The following is a 17,638-nucleotide window of genomic DNA, read 5'->3' as shown; positions in this document are numbered from 1 at the left end:
CCGGGCCCGAGTCAGCCCGCCGTGATCGAGGCGACACCCTCCAGGAGGGACTGCCGGGTCTTGGGCCCGAAGCCCTTGAGCCCGTCGAGGCGGCCCTCCGCGATGGCCTCGCCCAAGGCCTGCGGGGAGTCGACGCCGAGGTCGGTGTGCAGTTGGAGCGCCCGCTTGGGGCCCAGACCGGGGATCGCCAGCAGGGTGCGGGCCCCGGCCGGGATCCTGCCGCGCAGGTCCTCGAGCTGCCGGAAGGTGCCGCGCTCCAAGGCCTCCTCGACCTTCTTGGCGATGGCCTCGCCGACGTCGGGGACGGTGCGGACGTCGACGGCGGACAGGTCGCCCGGGAAGGCGGCGATCGACGCGGCGGCCTTCTTGTAGCTGCGCACGCGGATGCCGTCGCCGCCGTTCATGGCGAACAGATCGGCGTACTCCAGCAGCAGCGCCGCCACCTCGTCCTCGGTCGCACCCATGGCGATCACCCTATCCCCCGACGATCGTGGGTACGACCAACAAGTCCGGCTAGACTCCCGTCATGGAGATGGCGACCGCACCCGCCCGGCTGCGCGGCACCCCGAGCTGGCTGCTCAACCAGGCCGCCGTGCACGCCGGCCGACACGTCAACGAGGGCTTCGCCGCGATCGGCGCGCGCCGCTACCACTACTCGCTGCTGGCCGCGCTGACCGAGTTCGGCCCCGCCAGCCAGGCCGCCCTCGGCCGTCGCTGCGGCATCGACCGCAGCGACGTCGTGGCGACGCTCAACGAACTCGCCGGACGCGACCTGGTCCGGCGCGAGCCCGACCCGACCGACCGCCGGCGCAACATCATCCGGATCACCCCCGCCGGCGCCGACCACCTGACGCACCTCGACACCGTCCTCGCCCGGGCGCAGGACGCCGCCATGGCCCCGCTCTCGGGCCCGGAACGCGAGGAGCTGGTACGCCTCCTCACCCGCCTCCTGGAGCCCGCCCCACGGGATTGACGGTCAGCCGGCCTTGCGGACGTCGAAGGACAGCGAGACGTCGTCACCCCGGTCGACGGTGACCGTGTCGCCCTCGTCGACCTCGCCGTCGAGGAGCATCATCGACAGCCGGTTGTCGAGGTCGCGCTGGATCGTCCGGCGGAGCGGGCGGGCGCCGAACTCGGGCTGGTAGCCGCGTTCGGCCAGCCGGTCCTTGGCGCCGTCGGTCACCTCCAGTGTGACGCCCTGGCCGCGCATCCGCTCGCGCGTGCGGTCGAGCAGCAGGTCGGCGATCTGCCGGACCTGCCCCAGGGACAGCCGCTCGAAGACCGCGATCTCGTCGATCCGGTTGAGCAGCTCGGGGCGCAACGCGCGCCGCAGCATGTCCATGAGCCGGTCGCGCAGATCCTCCGGCGACCCCTCATGGGTCAGGATCTGCTGGGCCCCCGCGTTGCTGGTCATGATCACCAGCGTGTTCGTGAAGTCCACCGTGCGGCCCTGGCCGTCGGTGAGACGGCCGTCGTCCAGCATCTGGAGCAGGAGGTTGGACACGTCCGGATGCGCCTTGTCGATCTCGTCCAGCAGGATCACCGAGTGCGGCCGGCGGCGGACGGCCTCGGTGAGCCGGCCGGCCTCCTCGTGGCCGACGTAACCGGGCGGGGCCCCGATCAGCCGGGACACGGTGTGCCGCTCCTGGTACTCGCTCATGTCGACCCGGATCATGTGGTCCTCGCCGCCGAACAGCACCCCGGCCAGGGCCCGTGCCAGCTCCGTCTTGCCGACCCCGGTGGGCCCCAGGAACAGGAACGAGCCGAGCGGACGGCCCGGGTCGGCCAGCCCCGCGCGGGAGCGGCGGACCGCCTCGGCCACCGCGCGCACCGCGTCGTCCTGGCCGATGACCCGTTCGTGCAGCCGGTCCTCCAGTCGTACGAGCCGGTCGCGCTCGGTCTCGGTCAGCCGGGCCACCGGGATGCCGGTGCGGCGGGCCACGACCTCGGCGATGTCGTCCACCATCACCTCGGGCACCTCGTGGTGGCCGTGGCGGGCGGCCTCCAGTTCGGGGCGCAGCCGGTCGATCTCGCCGGTCAGCTCTTTGGCCCGGTCGTAGTCCTCGGACGCGACCGCCTGGTCTTTGTCGCGGCGCAGGCCGTCGAGCCGCTCCTCCAGCTCGCGGACGTCGTCGGCGGGCGTCCCGGCCCGCAGCCGGACCCGTACGGCGGCCTGGTCCATGAGGTCGATGGCCTTGTCGGGCAGGAAACGGTCGGTGATGTAGCGGGCGGACAGGTTGGCGGCGGCGTCCAGCGACTCGTCGGTGAGCCGGACCTGGTGATGACCCTCGTACGCGTCGCGCAGCCCGCGCAGGATGCCGACGGTGTCCTCGACGCTCGGCTCGGGCACCAGGATCGGCTGGAAGCGCCGTTCCAGGGCCGCGTCCTTCTCGATGTTCTTGCGGTACTCGTCGATGGTGGTCGCGGCGATCACGTGCAGCTCGCCCCGGGCCAGCGCGGGCTTGAGCACGTTGGCGGCGTCCATCCCGCCCTCGGAGGCCCCCGCGCCGACCAGCGTGTGGACCTCGTCGATGAAGATGACCAGCTCGTCGGAGTGCTCGCGGATCTCGTCCACGACCTTCTTGATGCGCTCCTCGAACTCGCCCCGGTACCTGGTGCCCGCGACCATGCCGGTCAGGTCCAGCGCGACGACCTTCTTGCCCCGCAGCGTCACCGGGACGGAGTTGTTCACGATGCGCTGGGCGATGCCCTCCACGATCGCGGTCTTGCCCACGCCGGGCTCGCCGATCAGCACCGGGTTGTTCTTGGTGCGGCGCGACAACACCTCGATGGCCTGCTCGATCTCGTCCTCGCGGCCCACGACCGGGTCCAGCGCGCCGTTGCGGGCCTCCTCGGTCAGGTCGCGTCCGTACTCCATCAGAGCGGGTGTGGTCGCCGTGTCGGGGGTGCGCGGCGCCTCGCCGGGGGAGGTCTGTGTCGCCCGCTGCAGTTCGTTCGCCGACACGTTCTGGGCCGCCAGCAACCGTCCGGCGCTCGACTCGGGGTTCGCGGCCAACGCCACCAGCAGGTGCTCGGGCCCGATGTAGGAGGAGCCCAGCGCCCGCGCGATCCGCTGGGCGTCCTGGACGGCGCGCTTGGCGGCGGGTGACACGGTCGTCGGGACGGCACCCGGCGATCCCCCGCCGGCGATCTCGCCGATCTGCTTGGCCAACCCGTCCGGGTCCGCGCCCGCCGAACGCAGCAGGGACCGGCCGGGTTCCTGATGGGCGGCGGCGTTGAGCAGGTCCAGCACGTCGAGGTCGGGGGCGCCCCGGTTGGCGGCGTCCTACAGCGCGTGCGCCAGCAGCTCGCGGGCGGGCCCGCTGAGCAGCCGCCCGACGTCGACCCGCTGCACGCCCGGCCGGGACGGCGGCCAGGACTCCCCGCCGAGCATCCGTCCGCTCAGCCGGTCGAACATTCCGAACGGGTCGTCGAAGAAGGACCCGAACTGTGCACTGGCCACAAGACCACCCCCGGTCGACGCTGTCCTCGTCGCCGGATCCCTAGCCGTGGCGCGTCCGTGGCAAGCCCACCGATTTGTGAAGGAGTCACAAACCCTCGTACGAGAGGCTCACCTGGGAGACTTTCCCCGGAGTCGGGCTTTGGGTGAACTTCTGGGGCACTCACCGCGCTCCGCACATGCGACTCACGCCACCGGGAGGGTCCGCATGGACAACACCTTCACCACCACCGGGGACGAACCGCTCGCGCAGGTTCCGGCCGAGCTGGCGTCGCCGCTGCGTCCGCACGTCCAGGCGGCCGCCGAGGAGATGGTCCGGGAGATCCAGGTCCTGGTGCCCGAGTACTCGCGGCCCCTGGAGAGCAGGTACGGCCGGCGCATGCGGTGGGCGATCCAGGAGACCGTCCGGCACTTCGTCGACGCGATGGGGCGGCCCGACCCGGACTGGGCCGACCTGATCGAGATCTACACCCGTATCGGCGCGTACGAGGCCCGCAACGGCCGCAGCCTCGACGGGCTGCAGACCGCGATCCGGGTCAGCGGGCAGGTCGCCTGCCGGCGGTTCATCAAGGACGCCCGCCGGCTGGACTGGTCGCTGCCCACGCTCGGCCAGGTCACCGAGTCGCTGTTCGTGTTCCTGGAGAAGATCGCGGGGGCCGCCGCGCAGGGCTACGCCGACGCCCAGGAACAGGTCGTCACCGAGCGGGAGCGCTCCCGCTGGCGGCTGCGGGACCTGCTGATCGTGGACCCGCCCGCCAGCCTCGAGGCGATCGCCGACCTGTCCCGCTCGGCCCGCTGGGAGTCGCCCCGCACCCTGGCGCTGGTGGCGGTGCGACCGCCGGTCGGCCATCCGCCGCCGGTGATGCCGCCGTCGATCCTGGCCGACTGGCACGGTCCCGACCCGTACCTCGTCGTCCCCGACCCGGACGGGCCCGGCCAGGACCGCCTGATCGCCTCGCTGGTCCGCGAGTGCGCCGCCGCCGTCGGTCCGACCGTTCCGGTGAACAAGGGGGCGCTGTCGCTGCGCTGGGCGCGGCACGCGCTGACGCTGGTGGAACGCGGCGTGATCCCCGAGAAGGGGCCGATCCGCTGCCTGGACCACATCCCGACCCTGGTCGCCGCGATGAGCGAGGAGCTGATCGGCGTCGCGCTCCACGAACGGCTGACCCCGTTGATGGCGCTGCCGCCGCACCGTCGCGACCCGCTGGCCCGCACGCTCCTCACGTACATGGAGAACCGGGACAACGCCGTCGCGGCGGCCGAGCGTCTGCTGGTGCACGAGCAGACGGTGCGGTACCGGATCCGCCGGTTGGAGGAGATGTTCGGCGACGCGCTCTCCGACCCCGAGCGCCGGATCGAGATGCTGATCCTGCTCCACACCTGGGTGCGGTTCGGGGACGCCCGGGACGGCGACCCCGACGAGTGAGCCTCAGGGCCCCTTGCGCAGCGACCGCACCAGCTCCAGGGGGTCGGTGCGGACGCCGAAGCGCCCGCGCAGCACCCGCCCGGCGGCGTGCAGCCCCGCCATCCCGTGCACGGCCTGCCCGGGCGGGGTGGACGACGAGCACAGGTACACGCCCGGCAACGGCGTGCGGTACGGATCCCAGCGCGGAACGGGCCGCATGACCATCTGCCACGGCGTGGTCGCGCCGCCCGAGATGTCGCCGCCCACGTAGTTGGCGTTGTACGCGGGCTGCTGCGCGGCCGTGACGACGCGCTGCGCGAGGATCAGGTCGCCGAACCCGGGGGCGAACCGTTCGATCTGGGCGATGACCTGGTCGGACACGTCACGCTCCGAGCCGTTCGGGACGTGCGCGTACGCCCACAGGACGTGCCGGCCCTCGGGCGCGCGGCCGTCGTCCACCACCCCGGGCTGCACGACGAGCACGTACGGGCGGTCGGCGTGCCGTCCGGCGGCGACGTCCCGTTCGGCGATGGTCGCCTCCCGTTCGTCGCCCACCACGTGCAGCGTGCCCGCCAGGTCGCAGCCCGGCGCGGACCATGGCACCGGACCCGACAGCGCGAAGTCCACCTTGCAGACGCCGCCCCCGTAGCGGAAGCGCCGCAGGCTGCGGGCGTAGCCGTCCGGCAGGAGGTCGCCGGCCAGCCGCAGCAGCCCGGCGGGGGCGGTGTCGAGCAGGACGGCCCGGACCCGCGGCAGGTCCCGCAGCGACTCGACGCGGTGCCCGGTGACGATCCGGCCGCCGTGGGCCTCCAGCGCCGTGGTCATCGCGGACACGATCGACCTGCTGCCGCCGCGCGGGATCGGCCAGCCGACCGCGTGCGCCAGGGTCCCGAGCAGCAGCCCCGCGCCCGTGGCGGCCGGACGGTGCAGCGGCGCGATGGCGTGGGCGCTGGACCCGGCCAACAAGGCGGGCGCGACGTCGCCCCGGAAGCGTTTGCGCCAGAGCGGGGAGCCCTGCTCCAGCACCCGCAGCCCCAGGCGGGCCACCCCGGCGAGGTCGGCGGGCGGGTGCCGGTAGTCCGACATGGCGGTGGCGACGATCCCCTCCCACCGGTCGACCAGAGGCCCGAACAGTGAACGCCACGCGGGCCCGTCCCGACCCAGGTCATCGGCCGTCCGTTCCAGGTCGGCCCAGGCGAGCCCGGCACGGCCGCCGTCGAGCGGATGGGCGTAGGCCACCTGCGGCTGGAGGAACTCGACGCCGCGCGCCTCCAACCCGAACGCCCGGAAGAACGGGGAGGCCAGCCCCATCGGATGCACCGCCGAGCACACGTCGTGCCAGAACCCCGGAAGGGTGAGCTGCTCGGTGCGCGCACCGCCCCCCGGATGCTCGGCCGCCTCGTACACCTCGACGCGCAGCCCCGCCGCCGCGAGCACCAGCGCGGCCGACAGCCCGTTGGGACCTGAACCCACCACCACGGCGTCCACCATGGCCCCATCCTGCCGTGGGCCGGGCGCGCACCGCGAAAAGGGCGATGGCGGCCGCCGGAAAGGGCGACCGCCATCGCGGGGAACGTCCACTCGTTCGGCCGCCCGGGCGCCGTGACCACGGGGACCATCGGGTCACGGCGGAGGAGAAAGGGCGGCCTTCGTGGACGCGGGCTCAGGGGCCCGTCAGGCGTGCGGGCAGGTGTCCCGGTACTCCGACAGGGTGCTGTCGGTCGGCTTCGGGCACAGGAACTGGTCGTAGCGGGTGTCGTCGTCGATGAAGCGCTTCATCCACGACGTCGCGAGCTTGCCCACCAGTGGGGTGTCGGTGGTGACGCTGAAGTGGTTGCCGCCCTTGATCTCGGCGTACGCGCGCTCCGGAGCCGACTTGAGGCTCTCGTAGAACGGCTCGGAGTGCGCGCCGACACCGGCGATGAAGTCGTTCTGCGCACCGATGATCATGGTCGGGACCTTGACCGTGGACCAGTCCTTGTCGGTGTGCCACGGCGCCAGCGGGATGGCCGCCTGGATGTTCGGGTGGGTCTCGGCCGCGTCGAGCGTTCCACCGCCGCCCATCGACCAGCCCATCACACCCAGTCGCGTCGGGTCGATCCGCTGCCGAACGGCGGTCGGGCTCTCCTTCACCAGCCAGTCCAGCGCGGCCTTCATCTGGTCGGCGCGCCCGTTCGGCTGGTCGAACCCGGTGTTGGTGGTGAGGGTGATGACCACGAAGCCGTTCGAGGCCAGGCGCGGGCCCAGCCACGCGATCGACGACTCCGGAGAGATGAAGCCCGGAGTGATCGCAATGGCGCCGAACGTGCCCTGACCGGTGTCGTTCGGGTAGTAGACGGTGCCCTGGTTGAACCCGGCGGAGGCATTGGCGGGTGCCGGCACCTGCGTGAACGCGAACGGACCCAACTTGGCGCTGACGCTCTGCTCGGTCGGCGCCGGCCCACGCTCGTACGGGCTCGCCGCCCGCTGCGCCGACTCGGCCGGCGCGGCGACGGCGACACCCGCCAGCAGGGCGAACGCCGCCGGGAGCATCTTCAGTCTGAATTTCATCGAGAGGAGACCGGCCCTTCTGTCCCACGGGGTGGATGTACCGAGGGAGAGTGTGATCCGACACAATCCCGATTGCTGCTAGGCGTCCTACGCTCTTGCCCCCACCGCTTTGTCAGCCCGCTACCAACGTCCGGCCCCCTTAGCCGGAGATCACAAAAGGGGATCGGCGATTTAGCAGCATGCGCTCTCTGTCACACATGGTGAGTCGATGCTCACGTCCCGCACCCTGGTCCGGACGCCGAAACCGCCGCCGCCGCGCGGGCGCGTTCGCGCACGGGCGACGGCGGCGGCGTAAGCCGGGCGACGGGCGGAGCCGTTGCGGCTTTGCCCGCGCTCAGGCCGTTGGAACGGTCAGGCGGAGCCGCCCGCGTTGTAGACCGAGAGGGCGTCGTCACCCAGGTAGGTGCCGAAGTTGATGTTGCTCCAGACCAGGCTGTTGACGCCGATGACGTAGCCGGAGCCGGTCGCCGGGTCGAACTGCTCCACCAGCGGGCCGCCGCTGGAGCCGCCGGTCATGCCGCAGGTGATGGACTCGTGGTCCACCCGCGCGGCCGGGTCGTCGTAGGTCGGGCCGCTGCAGTACTGCATGATCTCGCCGCCGCTGATGGCCACGGGGTAGCCGAACAGGTAGCTGTACGGGTGGCGGGCGTGGTTGAAGATGGCCCCCTGGGAGCCGACGACGTCCTGAATGTGGAATGCGCCGATGGGACTGGTCACCACGATGGCGAAGTCGTAATTCTCAGGCGTGGGGGTGGACGGGTTGCTCCAGCCCGTCGACATCACCATGGTGCGGGCGGTCCATTCCGCATAGGGCTTCGAGCCCGACTTGTATCCGGGCACGAAGGTGACGTGCTGGGCCCACTGGCCCTGGGCCCGGTCGAAGATGCAGTGCGCGGCGGTGGCCACGGAATCGCGATTGTCGGAGGACACGACGGCCGCCGAGCAGACATAGTCGCCGTGGCTGAAGTGCATGAAGAGCTTGCCGCCGTTCGCGGCGATGCCGCCGCCCCCGTTCCAGGGCTGCGGGCTGGTCACGTCCTGCACGGTGGCTGCGGTGGCCGTGGTCGACGTGGACCGGGTGCCACGGGTGGGCGCGATGGCGACGCGCTTTCCCTTCGGGACCGTGGTGGTGGCCTTGCGTCCCTTGCCGAGGTCGGCCGGGGCGGGAAGCGGTTTGGCGTTCCGCATTCGTTCGGGGGTCCAATATCCGGGGGTGACCCGGGCGGAGGTCTTCACCTCCGGCGCGAAGACGGGGCGCTTTTCGTCTTGGGCCTGCGCCGGTGAAGCGGTGGCCAGAATGGCGGCGGCCACGGTGAGGCCGATGGCGAAGTGCTTCGGTCGCACGGATCCCTGCTCTCTGTTCGCCGATTGCGTGCGGGGCCCGACCACCCGAAGGCGGTCGTAACGAACAGATTACGGACGGGTCTCATGACGAACGCGAAACTGTTTTCGGCTCGTGGCCACAGGTGGCCGGCACGGTCCCGTGCGGTGCCGGCGGACGCCGTGATGACCACGACCTGCCGCCCTTTCACCGGCCCGGATGTGACCACCTTCACCGTTCCAAGGTGGCCACATGCGGACGACCGAACGAGAATCCCCGCCGCGACGGGCGCGGACATCGCCCATCACGCCCGGGTCGCCATCAGCCGATCGGTTCATCGGCCCCGGGGCCGGCGGTGTGAGGCGGGATCCACACGGGATGCAGGCGGCCCGTCTTCACGTCGTAGACGAAGCCCTGGATCCGGTCGCGGTGCGGAATGGCCCGGTCGGCGCGGATCCGCAGGGCCGACTGCCGGACGTCGTCCTCGAGGTCGGTGAAACTGTCCACCGCGTAGTCGGGCGTGAGCCCCACGTCCTCGTACACCTCCGCCCGGAATTCGTCGTCGGTGAAGGTGAGCATCCCGCAGTCGGTGTGGTGGATCAGCATGATGTCGCGGGTGTGCAGACGGCGCTGACTGACGGCGAGGCTGCGCCGCACATCGGGCGTGACCGTGCCGCCCGCGTTGCGGATGAGGTGCGCGTCCCCCTTCTCCAGGCCGAGGATGTCGAACAGGTCGAGCCGGGCGTCCATACAGGCCACGACCGCCAGCTCCCGTGCCGGCGGAATGGCCAGCCCGCCGGCGCGGAACGTCTCGGTGTACCGCTCGGCGTTGGCGAGCAGCGCGTCGATCCCGGTCATGAGGCCCCCCTCTCCTCCACCGCCACCTCTTCCCTGTGGACATAAGGGGCAAAACGCCGAACACGTCGTCCCGACGCGGCCGGAGGGCGGACACGCCGGAGGTCTAGGGCTCTGCGGGCGACTCCGATACCGAGGGCACGGGAAGAGACGTGAGGCTCTTGGTCGGCCGGAACTCGGGACCGGTCGCGGTGGGAGAGCCGGTGAACGAGGGCGTCACCGAACCGCTCGGCGACGGCACCGTGAAGACCGGAGCCGGGGAGGGCCCGTTGGGCTGCACGCTCTGGGCGACGCGGTGCGCCCTCTCGAACGCCTGGCGCGACGCCCGAAGCGACACGAACGCCCACGCGCCCGGACTCCACTCCCAGGCGAGCTCGGTCGCGTTCTCGCGCAGCAGCGGCGCGCGCGGCCAGACCGCGCGGCGGCCCCCGACCGGCTCGGCCGCCGTGCCGGTCGGGTACCGGCCTCTCGCGCCCTCGGGCAGCCTGCCCCGGACGTAGATCTCGATCAGCCCGTCGGTCTCCGTCGACTCGCCGCGCGTCACCGAACGCAGGAAGACCCGCTGCACGTACCGGCCGTTCTCGTACCCGACGGGCGCGAAACCGCCCGCCGAGCCCACCTTGAACGCCGGGTACCGCGTCCCGAACTGGTCGGCCGAGGGCGTCAGGGGCGACGACCCGTCCGAGCCGTCCAGGGCACGCCCCAGCAGCGTGGACCCGGCGACCAGGGCCACCACCGTGACCACCAGCACCGTCGCGTCCACCGCGCGCCGGGTGAGGGCGCGGCGACGGCCCACCCGCCGGGCGAGGCCCAGGTCGATGGTGTCCGGGCCCTCGGGGGTGAAGTCGCGCAGCACCCCCAGCAGCCGCGCCGCCTCGCGCTCGTCACCGTCCACGCCGGTCACCTCCTCCCCAGGGTCTCGAACATCTGCGGATCCAGCAGCGCGCGCAACCGGCCCAGGCCCTGCGACGTCTGGCTCTTCACAGTGCCCTCCGAACAGCCGAGGGTCGCCGCCACCTCGGAGACCGGCATGTCGCACAGGAAGCGCAGCACCAGCACGGCGCGCTGCCTGGGCGGCACCCGGGTCAGCGCGGTGTGCAGCACGGCACGAGTCTCCACGTCCGTTCCGGGGCTCTCCACGTGCCGGGCGGGCTCCGGCGCGTCGCCCGTCAGCCGGACCCTGGCCCACGCCAGGCGCTGCTCCCTCAAGAACACCCGCACGAGCATCGCGCGGACGTACCGGTCGATGTCGTCGGCCGCCTGCGCCCGCTGCCAGTGCACGTACAGCCGGGTGATGGTGTTCTGAACGACGTCGTCCGCGCGGTGCGGGTCCTTGCAGAGCAGGTGCGCGAGCCGGCGCAACGACGGCAGGGCGCCCGTCACGTACTCCGTGTAGCGCCGCTCATCGGTCTCCCGCACTGCTGTCGCCCTCCCCGAGGATGAGACGCGCAGCGGCAGCGGAAAGGTCGCACGCCGCGCGCTCATGGACGGCCGGTCGCCGTGGCGCGGGTGAGGGCCCGCACGTCCCACACCCACAGGCCGCCGACGAGACGCCCGGGGCCCAGCAACGCCGCCACCGTCGCGCCCAGCTCCCGCGCGCGGTGACGGCGCAGATCCAGGACCACCGCGTCCGCCCGCCAGCGGCGCAGGTCGGCGTGGAACGCGGCGCGCTCGGCGACGCCCACCTCCGGGACGAGCCCGTCCTCCTCCACCTTGTTCAGCAGCCGCGAGGTCGGGCTCTGCACGGCCCCGTAGCCGCCCTGCCTGTCGGGGCCGAACGGGCCGACGAAGTAGCCCTCGGGAAGGGCGAAGTCCAGTCCGGCCACGACCTGCCAGTGCAGCGCCTCCGCGTCCCCGGCGTCGGGCGGCGGCACCGGCATGATCGAGCGCCCCTCCCCCACGTACGTACGCCAGCCGCCCTCGGCGAAGAACGCCGGCGCGTCCACCCGGTCGTCCACCGCCAGCGGCTTGGGCGCGATCGGCAGCAGGGCCTGCACCAGCACGAGGTACCACATCAGCCGCGCCGGCGTCGCCAGGGCACGGTCGCTCCCGAGCGCCAGCAGCACCCCGATCGCCGGAACGGCGACCATCGTGAGCCGGGACTCCACCACCGACTCGTACAGGGGGAGCTGCGCCATCACCCACCAGGGCCCCGGGATCCCGGTCGGCCGTCCGTTGACGACGATCTGCGGGCCGAGCGACAGCAGCGTCGCCGCCACGATGACCAGCACCAGCGCCTTGACCAGCGCCGACCGCCACAGCCACACCGCCAGCGCCACCACCAGGACCGCCAGCGGCCAGCCGAAGAACGCGTTCTGCTCGGTGGGCGAGGCGTCCAGCGGCCCGTCGGCGGTGTGGCCCGCCAGCGACTGCCGGGCGAACGCCGTCAACTGCGCCACGTCGTTGCCCCACGGCCCGTGGATCAGCCCGTCATAGCTCTGCGGCCCGAAGAACTGCCAGGTCAGCGGGTAGGCGACCAGCGGCAGCGCCACCCCCGCCGCGACCCCCGCCCCGGCCGCCAGGCGACGCGTCACCGCCCATGACGGCCGATGCCCCACGAAGAAGATCACCAGCCCCGTCGCCAGCAGCAGCAACGCCTCCTCGCCGAGGAAGAGCTGGTAGACGGCCAGCAGCCCGAGCACCACCCCGTCGCGGACCACCCGCCCGCCCCCGGCGATCCGGATGAGCCGCCCGACGATGAACGGCAGGACGAACAGCACCACGAAGTTCGGATGGGCGTTGGCGTGCGAGACGACCGGCGGCGCGAAGGCGCAGAACCCGCCCCCGATCGCGGCCGACACCCGCTCCCGCACCAGATGTCGCACCATCAGCCGGTACCAGGCCGTGGCGGTGGCGATCATCCCGCCCGTCATCACCAGCGCCCACGTCACGCCCGGCCCCGCCAGCAGCGTCACCGGGGCCAGCGGCACCGAGAGCCCGAGCATCGGCGTGTTCCCCATGAGGTTCACGCCCAGCGGATGGTTCTGCAGATCGGTGAACAGGGGGTTGTCCCACTGCAGCACGGCCCGCGCGGTGACGGCGAAGAACCACTCCCACTGGTTCTGGTCCTGGCCGCCGTCCACCAGGTACCGGTCTCCGGGATCCGCCCACAGCCGGTGGAACACCAGGAACGCCACCAGCGCGTAGCACCCCACGACCAGGGCGTCGGCCCGTTCCCATCGGCGTCGCCCCGGCACGGCCTCGGCCGTTTCCGCCACGCTGCGCACCAGGCTCACCGGCGCGTCCCGACGCGCGCCCGCTCACGGTCGCCGAGCCGAACGCGGAACACATCGGCGAGCACCTCGAGGTAGTCGAAGGGCCGAAGCTTGGAGCCCTCCCGGTGGGTCCAGCGGACGGGGACCTCCGCGACGGACCACCCGCGCCGCAGGAACAGGTGGAGGATCTCGGCGTCGAACGCCCACCCGTCGATCCGCGCCACCGCGAACACCTGACGGGCCCGATCGCCGTCGAAGAGCTTGAACCCGCACTGGGTGTCGGCGATCCCCGGCACGAGGACCGCCCGGATCACCAGATTGCCCAAGCGGCCCAGCACCCGACGGACGGGATGCTCCCGCACCCTTCCCCGCGCCCCCGGATACGCCCGGGACCCGATCGCGGCGGAGAACCCCTGGTCCAGCCGCCCCCGGAGCCGCGCCAGCTCCTCGATCGGCGTGGCCAGGTCCGCATCACTGAACAGGACGAGCCGCCCCCGCGAGGCTCGGACCCCGGCCCGGACGGCGTGTCCCTTCCCCCGGTTCCTCGGCGACCTGACCAGCAGCACGCGCGGATCCGCCAGCGCCTCCACCAACCGGGCGCTGCCGTCGGTGGACCCGTCGTCCACGACGATGAGCTCCCACCACCCCGGCTGCTCCGTCAGGTGGCCGCGGATCGCCTCGAGGGTGGCCCCCAGCCGGCTCCGCTCGTTGTAGACGGGCACGACGACCGACAGGTCGACCGGCCGTTCGCCCTCGCCGGCGGGCGCGCCCGCACCCGACGAGGCCGGTCTGCAGAGGAAAGGGGTCGCGGTCACACTGCAGGGACCCGTCCGACGGGCCCCCGGGTTGTATGACCTGCGTCACGTCCGCGTGGTCAGTTGCTCCGGGACGACACCTTGAAGAGGGTGCGGCGGGCGGCCTTGGCCACCTTCTTGAGGGGAAAGTGCGTGCCGAGCAGGTCGAGCGCCTCGCGCACCGAGGGATGCGTGCAGTGCGTCAGCGGCTCGATCAGGCCGACGAGCTTGTCCGCGGGGGCGTCCAGCAACGTCTGCAGCCGCGCCGGGATGAAGTCCTCCGGCAGGCGCGCGGTGTGCGCCAGGACCAGGTCCACCAGCATCCACGAACGTTCCCGTACGTCCGTCGCCAGGTCCGGCGAGGCGCCGCCGGTCAGCACCGCCAACTCCGTCTTGGCGTACGCGCTGATCGGGGCGTGTCCCATGGCCTCACGCCAGATGGCCTCGGCGGTGTCGACGCCGACGTGGTCCTTGATGGTGGACGACGCGAGGACGACGGCGAACACCCGTTCCACCGGACCGGACTCGGCGGCATACTCCAGCAGACCGCGCGCCGCCCACGCCGGATCGCGCGGCGTCAGCCAGGCGGCCTTCTCCACCGCCAGCTCCCCGGGCCGCGCGACCTGCGCGAACCCCACCAGGTCGGCGATCGACATGTCGGCGGGCTCGGGCAGCAGGGGAACGTCCAGCCCGCCCGCGGTGAGCTGGTCCCGTACGGCCCACAGCCCGAGCGGCGTCAGCCGGGCGACGCGGGTGGTGCCCGCCGACGGATCCGCCTCGATCGGCACCCCGAGGGGGGTGAACGAGATGGTCACCGCACCCGGCACGGTCACCGGGACCTCGCACCGCTCGACCGCCCCCAGCTCCTCCAGCCAGGCCAGCAGGATCTCGGCCGGGTCGCCGTTGCGGACCGTCCAGTTCGCCCACAGCTCCCGCGCGGTCCCGGCGGGCAGGTCCCGCACCGCGCCCTCCCGCAGCACCTCGCTGAGATGCGCCGCCGACAGCCCGTCCCAGCGCGCCAGGAACAGCAGGATCATCAGCGTGCCGCCGGACGTGCCGAACCGCAGCGCGCCGTCGTCCAACTCGGTCAGCAGGTCCAGGTCGAGCATCGCCGTCAGCGCGGTCCGCCAGGCCAGCAGGACGTCGGTGTCGTCCGCTCCGTCCCACGCGGCGACCTGCGCGGCGCACCCGGCGCGGTCCCCGTCGAAGTCGACGAACCCGCAGTCCACCGCGACGCGCCACAACCGGCGCAGCTCGGGCAGGTCCCGCAGGCCCCGGACGGCCGCCGGATCGGACGCCGGGACGCCGAGGTCCCGGGCGGCCTCCAACGCGTCGGTGGCGCCCAGCTCCTCGAGCCGGGGGCACACGCGGCCCTCGTCGCCGAGCCACTCCGCCAACTCCCGGGCCCGCGCCAGCAGATGGCAGACCCGGGCGTCCTCGGCCAGCTCGGGGTACAGCGGCAACCGCACCGGCGGCAGGCGTTGCGGCAGCCCCAGCAGGTCGGCCAGGTCGTACTCGCGGTGCACGGGATGGCGTCGGGTCGTCGGGGTGCGCTCGCCCCAGCGGGTGAGCCGGTCGAGCCGCTCGGCGATCCGCTCGGGCCGCATCGGCGGCTCGGACGGGCCCCGCTTCGGGGACGGCGGGTCGTCCGCGCCGGTGAACGGCGGGGGGGTCATCGGACCTCCTCGCCGTTCTGCTCGTGGGCCTCGTCCAGGGCGCCCAGGACCAGCCGGCCGGCGGCCTCCGGGTCGCCCGCCCAGCAGTTGACCTGCTCGGCCAGCAGGACGGCGGTGGCCTCCAGCGCGGTCAGCTCACCGCGCGTCCAGGGGCCGTACTGCCGCCGCCACAGCGTGGGGCTCAGACCCAGCGTGCAGGCGACGAGCATCCCGCCCATCGTCGGGACCGCCTCCCGCTCGATGTTGCGCGTCATCTGGGTCAGGCACCGCACCGTGTACGGGACGACCTCTTCGGCCACGTCCTTGCCCGTGGTCTCGCACGCCTCTCCCAGCCATTTCATCAGCAGGTAGAGCAGGGTGCAGAACCCGTCGACGACCTGTTCGGGATCGGCCGTCTTGAACGCCCTGGCCAGCTCGTGGCGGTACTCCCGGCTCTCGTGCACCGGGTCCCCGTGAAGCTGCCGCAACCGTGAGTCCACCTGGAACATCGCGGTGGCGACGTCCCCGACCGTCGCCCGGGCCGGATCGAGCGCTGACTTCCTCATCGTCACCTCCGGATCACCCAGAGTGGGAATGGGGACACTCTCTCGCGCCGTTCCCGCCCGTGCGCGGCGAACGGCGCAGAATCCGCGTCGACCGCCGCCGAACTGTCGTACCCCCTCAGTAGATTGCGCGTTATGCCAGATCTTCGTGATGATCCGTTCGGCGCGCTCCCGGCCGGGCTGCCCCCCGGGCGCCTCGTCTCGCCGGACGACGACTTCACCGACGAGCCATGGGAGGGCCACCCCCTGCTGTGGGTCTCGGACCAGCCGCTGGACGACGCGGCGCGGCGCTGGGTCCGGCTCTTCGAGATCCGGGAGAAGACCGGCCTGTACCCGCTGCTGCTCGACACCCTGCGCAACGAGACCGACCGGCCGTGGCACGCGGGCGAGCTCGACCCCCCGGCGCCGGTCGGCGGCATCGACGTGCTCACCGCGGTGGGGGTGCTCCGCCGCTTCTGGGAGCAGGTCACCGAGGAGCTCGACGAGCCTGACGGCGGTCTGAACGGCGGGGGAGGGCGGTTCGACGACCACGGCGTCCCCCGGGGTCCCTGGCCCGGCCTCGCCGAGCCCGGCCTGCTCGACCGCGACCCCGACGAGGTGGCCCGGCGCCACGTCGAGGCCCGCTACTCCGGGGAGTCCATGCTGCTGGGGCTGGTGCCCGCCGCGCGGGGCGCGGACACCATCGCCCGGGTCGGCTGGCAGGGCCCGTGCCACCACACCGGCCATCCGGCGGAGATCTCGGCCGTCCTCCGCTCCTGGGAGGACCGGTTCGGCGCGCGGGTGGTGTCCGTGGGCTTCGACGACCTCGACCTGTCGGTGGCCGCTCCCCCGGTCAACGAGGCCCACGCCCGTGAGGTCGCCGCCGAGCACCACGCCTTCTGTCCCGACAACGTTTGGCAGGGGGCGGTCGACTTCACGGACTACGCTGGACGTCTGGTCGGCACGGGCAACTGGTCCTTCTGGTGGGACTGAGCGACCACTCCGGCTCGCCGAAGTGATCGGGAACCGCCGGGCCGAGCAGCCCGTTGACGCTCCAGAACCGAACGATGGAGGAAACCACTATGGGTGTGAGTCTGGCCAAGGGCGGCAACGTGTCGCTGAGCAAGGAGGCTCCGGGCCTGACCGCGGTCACCGTCGGCCTCGGGTGGGACGCGCGTTCCACCACCGGCGCCGACTTCGACCTGGACGCCAGCGCGCTGCTGCTGGACGAGTCCGGCCGGGTGCTGTCCGACCAGCACTTCGTGTTCTTCAACAACCTCAAGAGCCCCGACGGCTCCGTCGAGCACACCGGTGACAACCTCACCGGCGAGGGCGAGGGCGACGACGAGCAGATCAAGGTCAACCTCGCCGGCGTCCCGGCCGAGGCCGCCAAGATCGTCTTCCCGGTCTCGATCCACGAGGCCGACTCCCGCGGCCAGTCCTTCGGACAGGTCCGCAACGCCTTCATCCGCGTGCTCAACCAGGCCGACAACCGCGAGCTGGCCCGGTACGACCTCACCGAGGACGCCTCGACCGAGACGGCCATGGTCTTCGGCGAGCTCTACCGCAACGGCGCGGAGTGGAAGTTCCGCGCCATCGGCCAGGGCTACGCCTCGGGCCTCGCCGGCGTCGCCAAGGACTTCGGCGTCAACGTCTGACCCGCACGAACACCACGCGGACCGCTCCACAGGTCCGCACCACCACCCGGCCCAGGGATCCACCTCCTGGGCCGGGCCCGGGCCTTGCCCGACCACACCCGGCGACACCACGGCATCGCCGCACCTCCGGGCCGGGGTCCTCGCCCGACCACGCGTCACCCCACGCAGCACCAACGCTTTCTC

Annotated in this window: 15 protein-coding genes and 1 pseudogene; 4 read left to right on the top strand and 12 right to left on the bottom strand. The window is 72.5% G+C overall.

Features of this window, described 5'->3' with window-relative positions:
* Positions 1-11: 11 nt before the first annotated feature.
* Positions 12-464 (bottom strand): helix-hairpin-helix domain-containing protein, encoded by a 453-nt coding sequence (locus DFJ69_RS20685; RefSeq protein ID WP_116024133.1) that lies wholly within the window; start codon positions 462-464, stop codon positions 12-14.
* A 62-nt stretch (positions 465-526) separates the two neighbouring features.
* Here DFJ69_RS20685 and DFJ69_RS20680 point away from each other — a divergent pair, with 62 nt between their 5' ends.
* Complete coding sequence (locus DFJ69_RS20680; protein WP_116024132.1) at positions 527-973, top strand: MarR family winged helix-turn-helix transcriptional regulator; 447 nt, start codon at positions 527-529, stop codon at positions 971-973.
* A 3-nt stretch (positions 974-976) separates the two neighbouring features.
* Here the strand turns inward: DFJ69_RS20680 and DFJ69_RS20675 are convergent.
* A pseudogene (locus DFJ69_RS20675) lies at positions 977-3,418 on the bottom strand (ATP-dependent Clp protease ATP-binding subunit).
* A gap of 250 nt (positions 3,419-3,668) precedes the next feature.
* Between DFJ69_RS20675 and DFJ69_RS20670 the strand changes: the two are divergent.
* On the top strand, positions 3,669-4,886 hold the full coding sequence (locus DFJ69_RS20670) for a PucR-like N-terminal domain-containing protein (protein WP_116024131.1): 1,218 nt from the start codon (positions 3,669-3,671) through the stop codon (positions 4,884-4,886).
* Positions 4,887-4,889: 3 nt separating this feature from the next.
* On the opposite strand, the gene DFJ69_RS20665 is transcribed toward DFJ69_RS20670, so the two are convergent.
* The 10 genes from DFJ69_RS20665 to DFJ69_RS20625 all read right to left on the bottom strand — a co-directional run bounded on the left by DFJ69_RS20665 (position 4,890) and on the right by DFJ69_RS20625 (position 15,821).
* On the bottom strand, positions 4,890-6,356 hold the full coding sequence (locus DFJ69_RS20665; protein ID WP_116024130.1) for a phytoene desaturase family protein: 1,467 nt from the start codon (positions 6,354-6,356) through the stop codon (positions 4,890-4,892).
* 183 nt (positions 6,357-6,539) lie between these two features.
* Positions 6,540-7,415 (bottom strand): alpha/beta hydrolase family protein, encoded by an 876-nt coding sequence (locus DFJ69_RS20660; RefSeq protein ID WP_170177727.1) that lies wholly within the window; start codon positions 7,413-7,415, stop codon positions 6,540-6,542.
* 351 nt (positions 7,416-7,766) lie between these two features.
* Positions 7,767-8,759: a trypsin-like serine peptidase gene (locus DFJ69_RS20655; protein ID WP_116024128.1), complete on the bottom strand. Its 993-nt coding sequence runs from the start codon at positions 8,757-8,759 to the stop codon at positions 7,767-7,769.
* Positions 8,760-9,057: 298 nt separating this feature from the next.
* Positions 9,058-9,594, bottom strand: coding sequence for a beta-class carbonic anhydrase (locus tag DFJ69_RS20650; RefSeq protein ID WP_116024127.1), 537 nt, complete (start codon positions 9,592-9,594; stop codon positions 9,058-9,060).
* 103 nt (positions 9,595-9,697) lie between these two features.
* A complete protein-coding gene (locus DFJ69_RS20645) occupies positions 9,698-10,486 on the bottom strand; it encodes a hypothetical protein (RefSeq protein WP_147312378.1) in 789 nt (262 codons plus the stop codon).
* A gap of 5 nt (positions 10,487-10,491) precedes the next feature.
* On the bottom strand, positions 10,492-11,010 hold the full coding sequence (locus DFJ69_RS20640) for a SigE family RNA polymerase sigma factor (protein WP_245974486.1): 519 nt from the start codon (positions 11,008-11,010) through the stop codon (positions 10,492-10,494).
* 62 nt (positions 11,011-11,072) lie between these two features.
* Positions 11,073-12,827, bottom strand: coding sequence for a glycosyl transferase (locus DFJ69_RS20635; protein WP_211328673.1), 1,755 nt, complete (start codon positions 12,825-12,827; stop codon positions 11,073-11,075).
* Positions 12,824-13,621, bottom strand: a complete 798-nt coding sequence (locus DFJ69_RS34965) for a dolichyl-phosphate beta-glucosyltransferase (protein WP_211328672.1) — start codon at positions 13,619-13,621, stop codon at positions 12,824-12,826. Before DFJ69_RS34965 ends, DFJ69_RS20635 begins: the two co-directional genes overlap by 4 nt.
* A 59-nt stretch (positions 13,622-13,680) precedes the next feature.
* On the bottom strand, positions 13,681-15,276 hold the full coding sequence (locus DFJ69_RS20630; RefSeq protein WP_116024125.1) for a hypothetical protein: 1,596 nt from the start codon (positions 15,274-15,276) through the stop codon (positions 13,681-13,683).
* Positions 15,273-15,821 carry a hypothetical protein gene (locus tag DFJ69_RS20625; protein WP_116024124.1) on the bottom strand — a complete coding sequence of 183 codons (549 nt, stop codon included), beginning with the start codon at positions 15,819-15,821 and terminating at the stop codon, positions 15,273-15,275. Before DFJ69_RS20625 ends, DFJ69_RS20630 begins: the two co-directional genes overlap by 4 nt.
* Before the next feature lie 132 nt (positions 15,822-15,953).
* On the opposite strand from DFJ69_RS20625, the gene DFJ69_RS34960 reads away from it, so the two are divergent.
* Together DFJ69_RS34960 and DFJ69_RS20615 are read left to right on the top strand one after the other, a co-directional pair.
* Positions 15,954-16,790, top strand: a complete 837-nt coding sequence (locus DFJ69_RS34960; protein ID WP_211328671.1) for a DUF4253 domain-containing protein — start codon at positions 15,954-15,956, stop codon at positions 16,788-16,790.
* An 89-nt stretch (positions 16,791-16,879) separates the two neighbouring features.
* Complete coding sequence (locus DFJ69_RS20615) at positions 16,880-17,455, top strand: TerD family protein (protein ID WP_116024123.1); 576 nt, start codon at positions 16,880-16,882, stop codon at positions 17,453-17,455.
* Positions 17,456-17,638: the final 183 nt, after the last annotated feature.

This window comes from Thermomonospora umbrina (genome assembly GCF_003386555.1).
Lineage (GTDB): Bacteria > Actinomycetota > Actinomycetes > Streptosporangiales > Streptosporangiaceae > Thermomonospora > Thermomonospora umbrina.
Note: the sequence above shows the minus strand (reverse complement) of the source record. Positions and strands in the feature narration are given on the sequence as shown.

What these genes read in the sequence shown, in the direction of transcription:
- DFJ69_RS20685 (WP_116024133.1), bottom strand. Translation starts at nt 464, where the DNA reads ATGGGTGCGACCGAGGACGAGGTGGCGGCGCTGCTGCTGGAGTACGCC.
- DFJ69_RS20680 (WP_116024132.1), top strand. Translation starts at nt 527, where the DNA reads ATGGAGATGGCGACCGCACCCGCCCGGCTGCGCGGCACCCCGAGCTGG.
- DFJ69_RS20670 (WP_116024131.1), top strand. Translation starts at nt 3,669, where the DNA reads ATGGACAACACCTTCACCACCACCGGGGACGAACCGCTCGCGCAGGTT.
- DFJ69_RS20665 (WP_116024130.1), bottom strand. Translation starts at nt 6,356, where the DNA reads ATGGTGGACGCCGTGGTGGTGGGTTCAGGTCCCAACGGGCTGTCGGCC.
- DFJ69_RS20660 (WP_170177727.1), bottom strand. Translation starts at nt 7,415, where the DNA reads ATGAAATTCAGACTGAAGATGCTCCCGGCGGCGTTCGCCCTGCTGGCG.
- DFJ69_RS20650 (WP_116024127.1), bottom strand. Translation starts at nt 9,594, where the DNA reads ATGACCGGGATCGACGCGCTGCTCGCCAACGCCGAGCGGTACACCGAG.
- DFJ69_RS20630 (WP_116024125.1), bottom strand. Translation starts at nt 15,276, where the DNA reads ATGACCCCCCCGCCGTTCACCGGCGCGGACGACCCGCCGTCCCCGAAG.
- DFJ69_RS20625 (WP_116024124.1), bottom strand. Translation starts at nt 15,821, where the DNA reads ATGAGGAAGTCAGCGCTCGATCCGGCCCGGGCGACGGTCGGGGACGTC.
- DFJ69_RS34960 (WP_211328671.1), top strand. Translation starts at nt 15,954, where the DNA reads ATGCCAGATCTTCGTGATGATCCGTTCGGCGCGCTCCCGGCCGGGCTG.
- DFJ69_RS20615 (WP_116024123.1), top strand. Translation starts at nt 16,880, where the DNA reads ATGGGTGTGAGTCTGGCCAAGGGCGGCAACGTGTCGCTGAGCAAGGAG.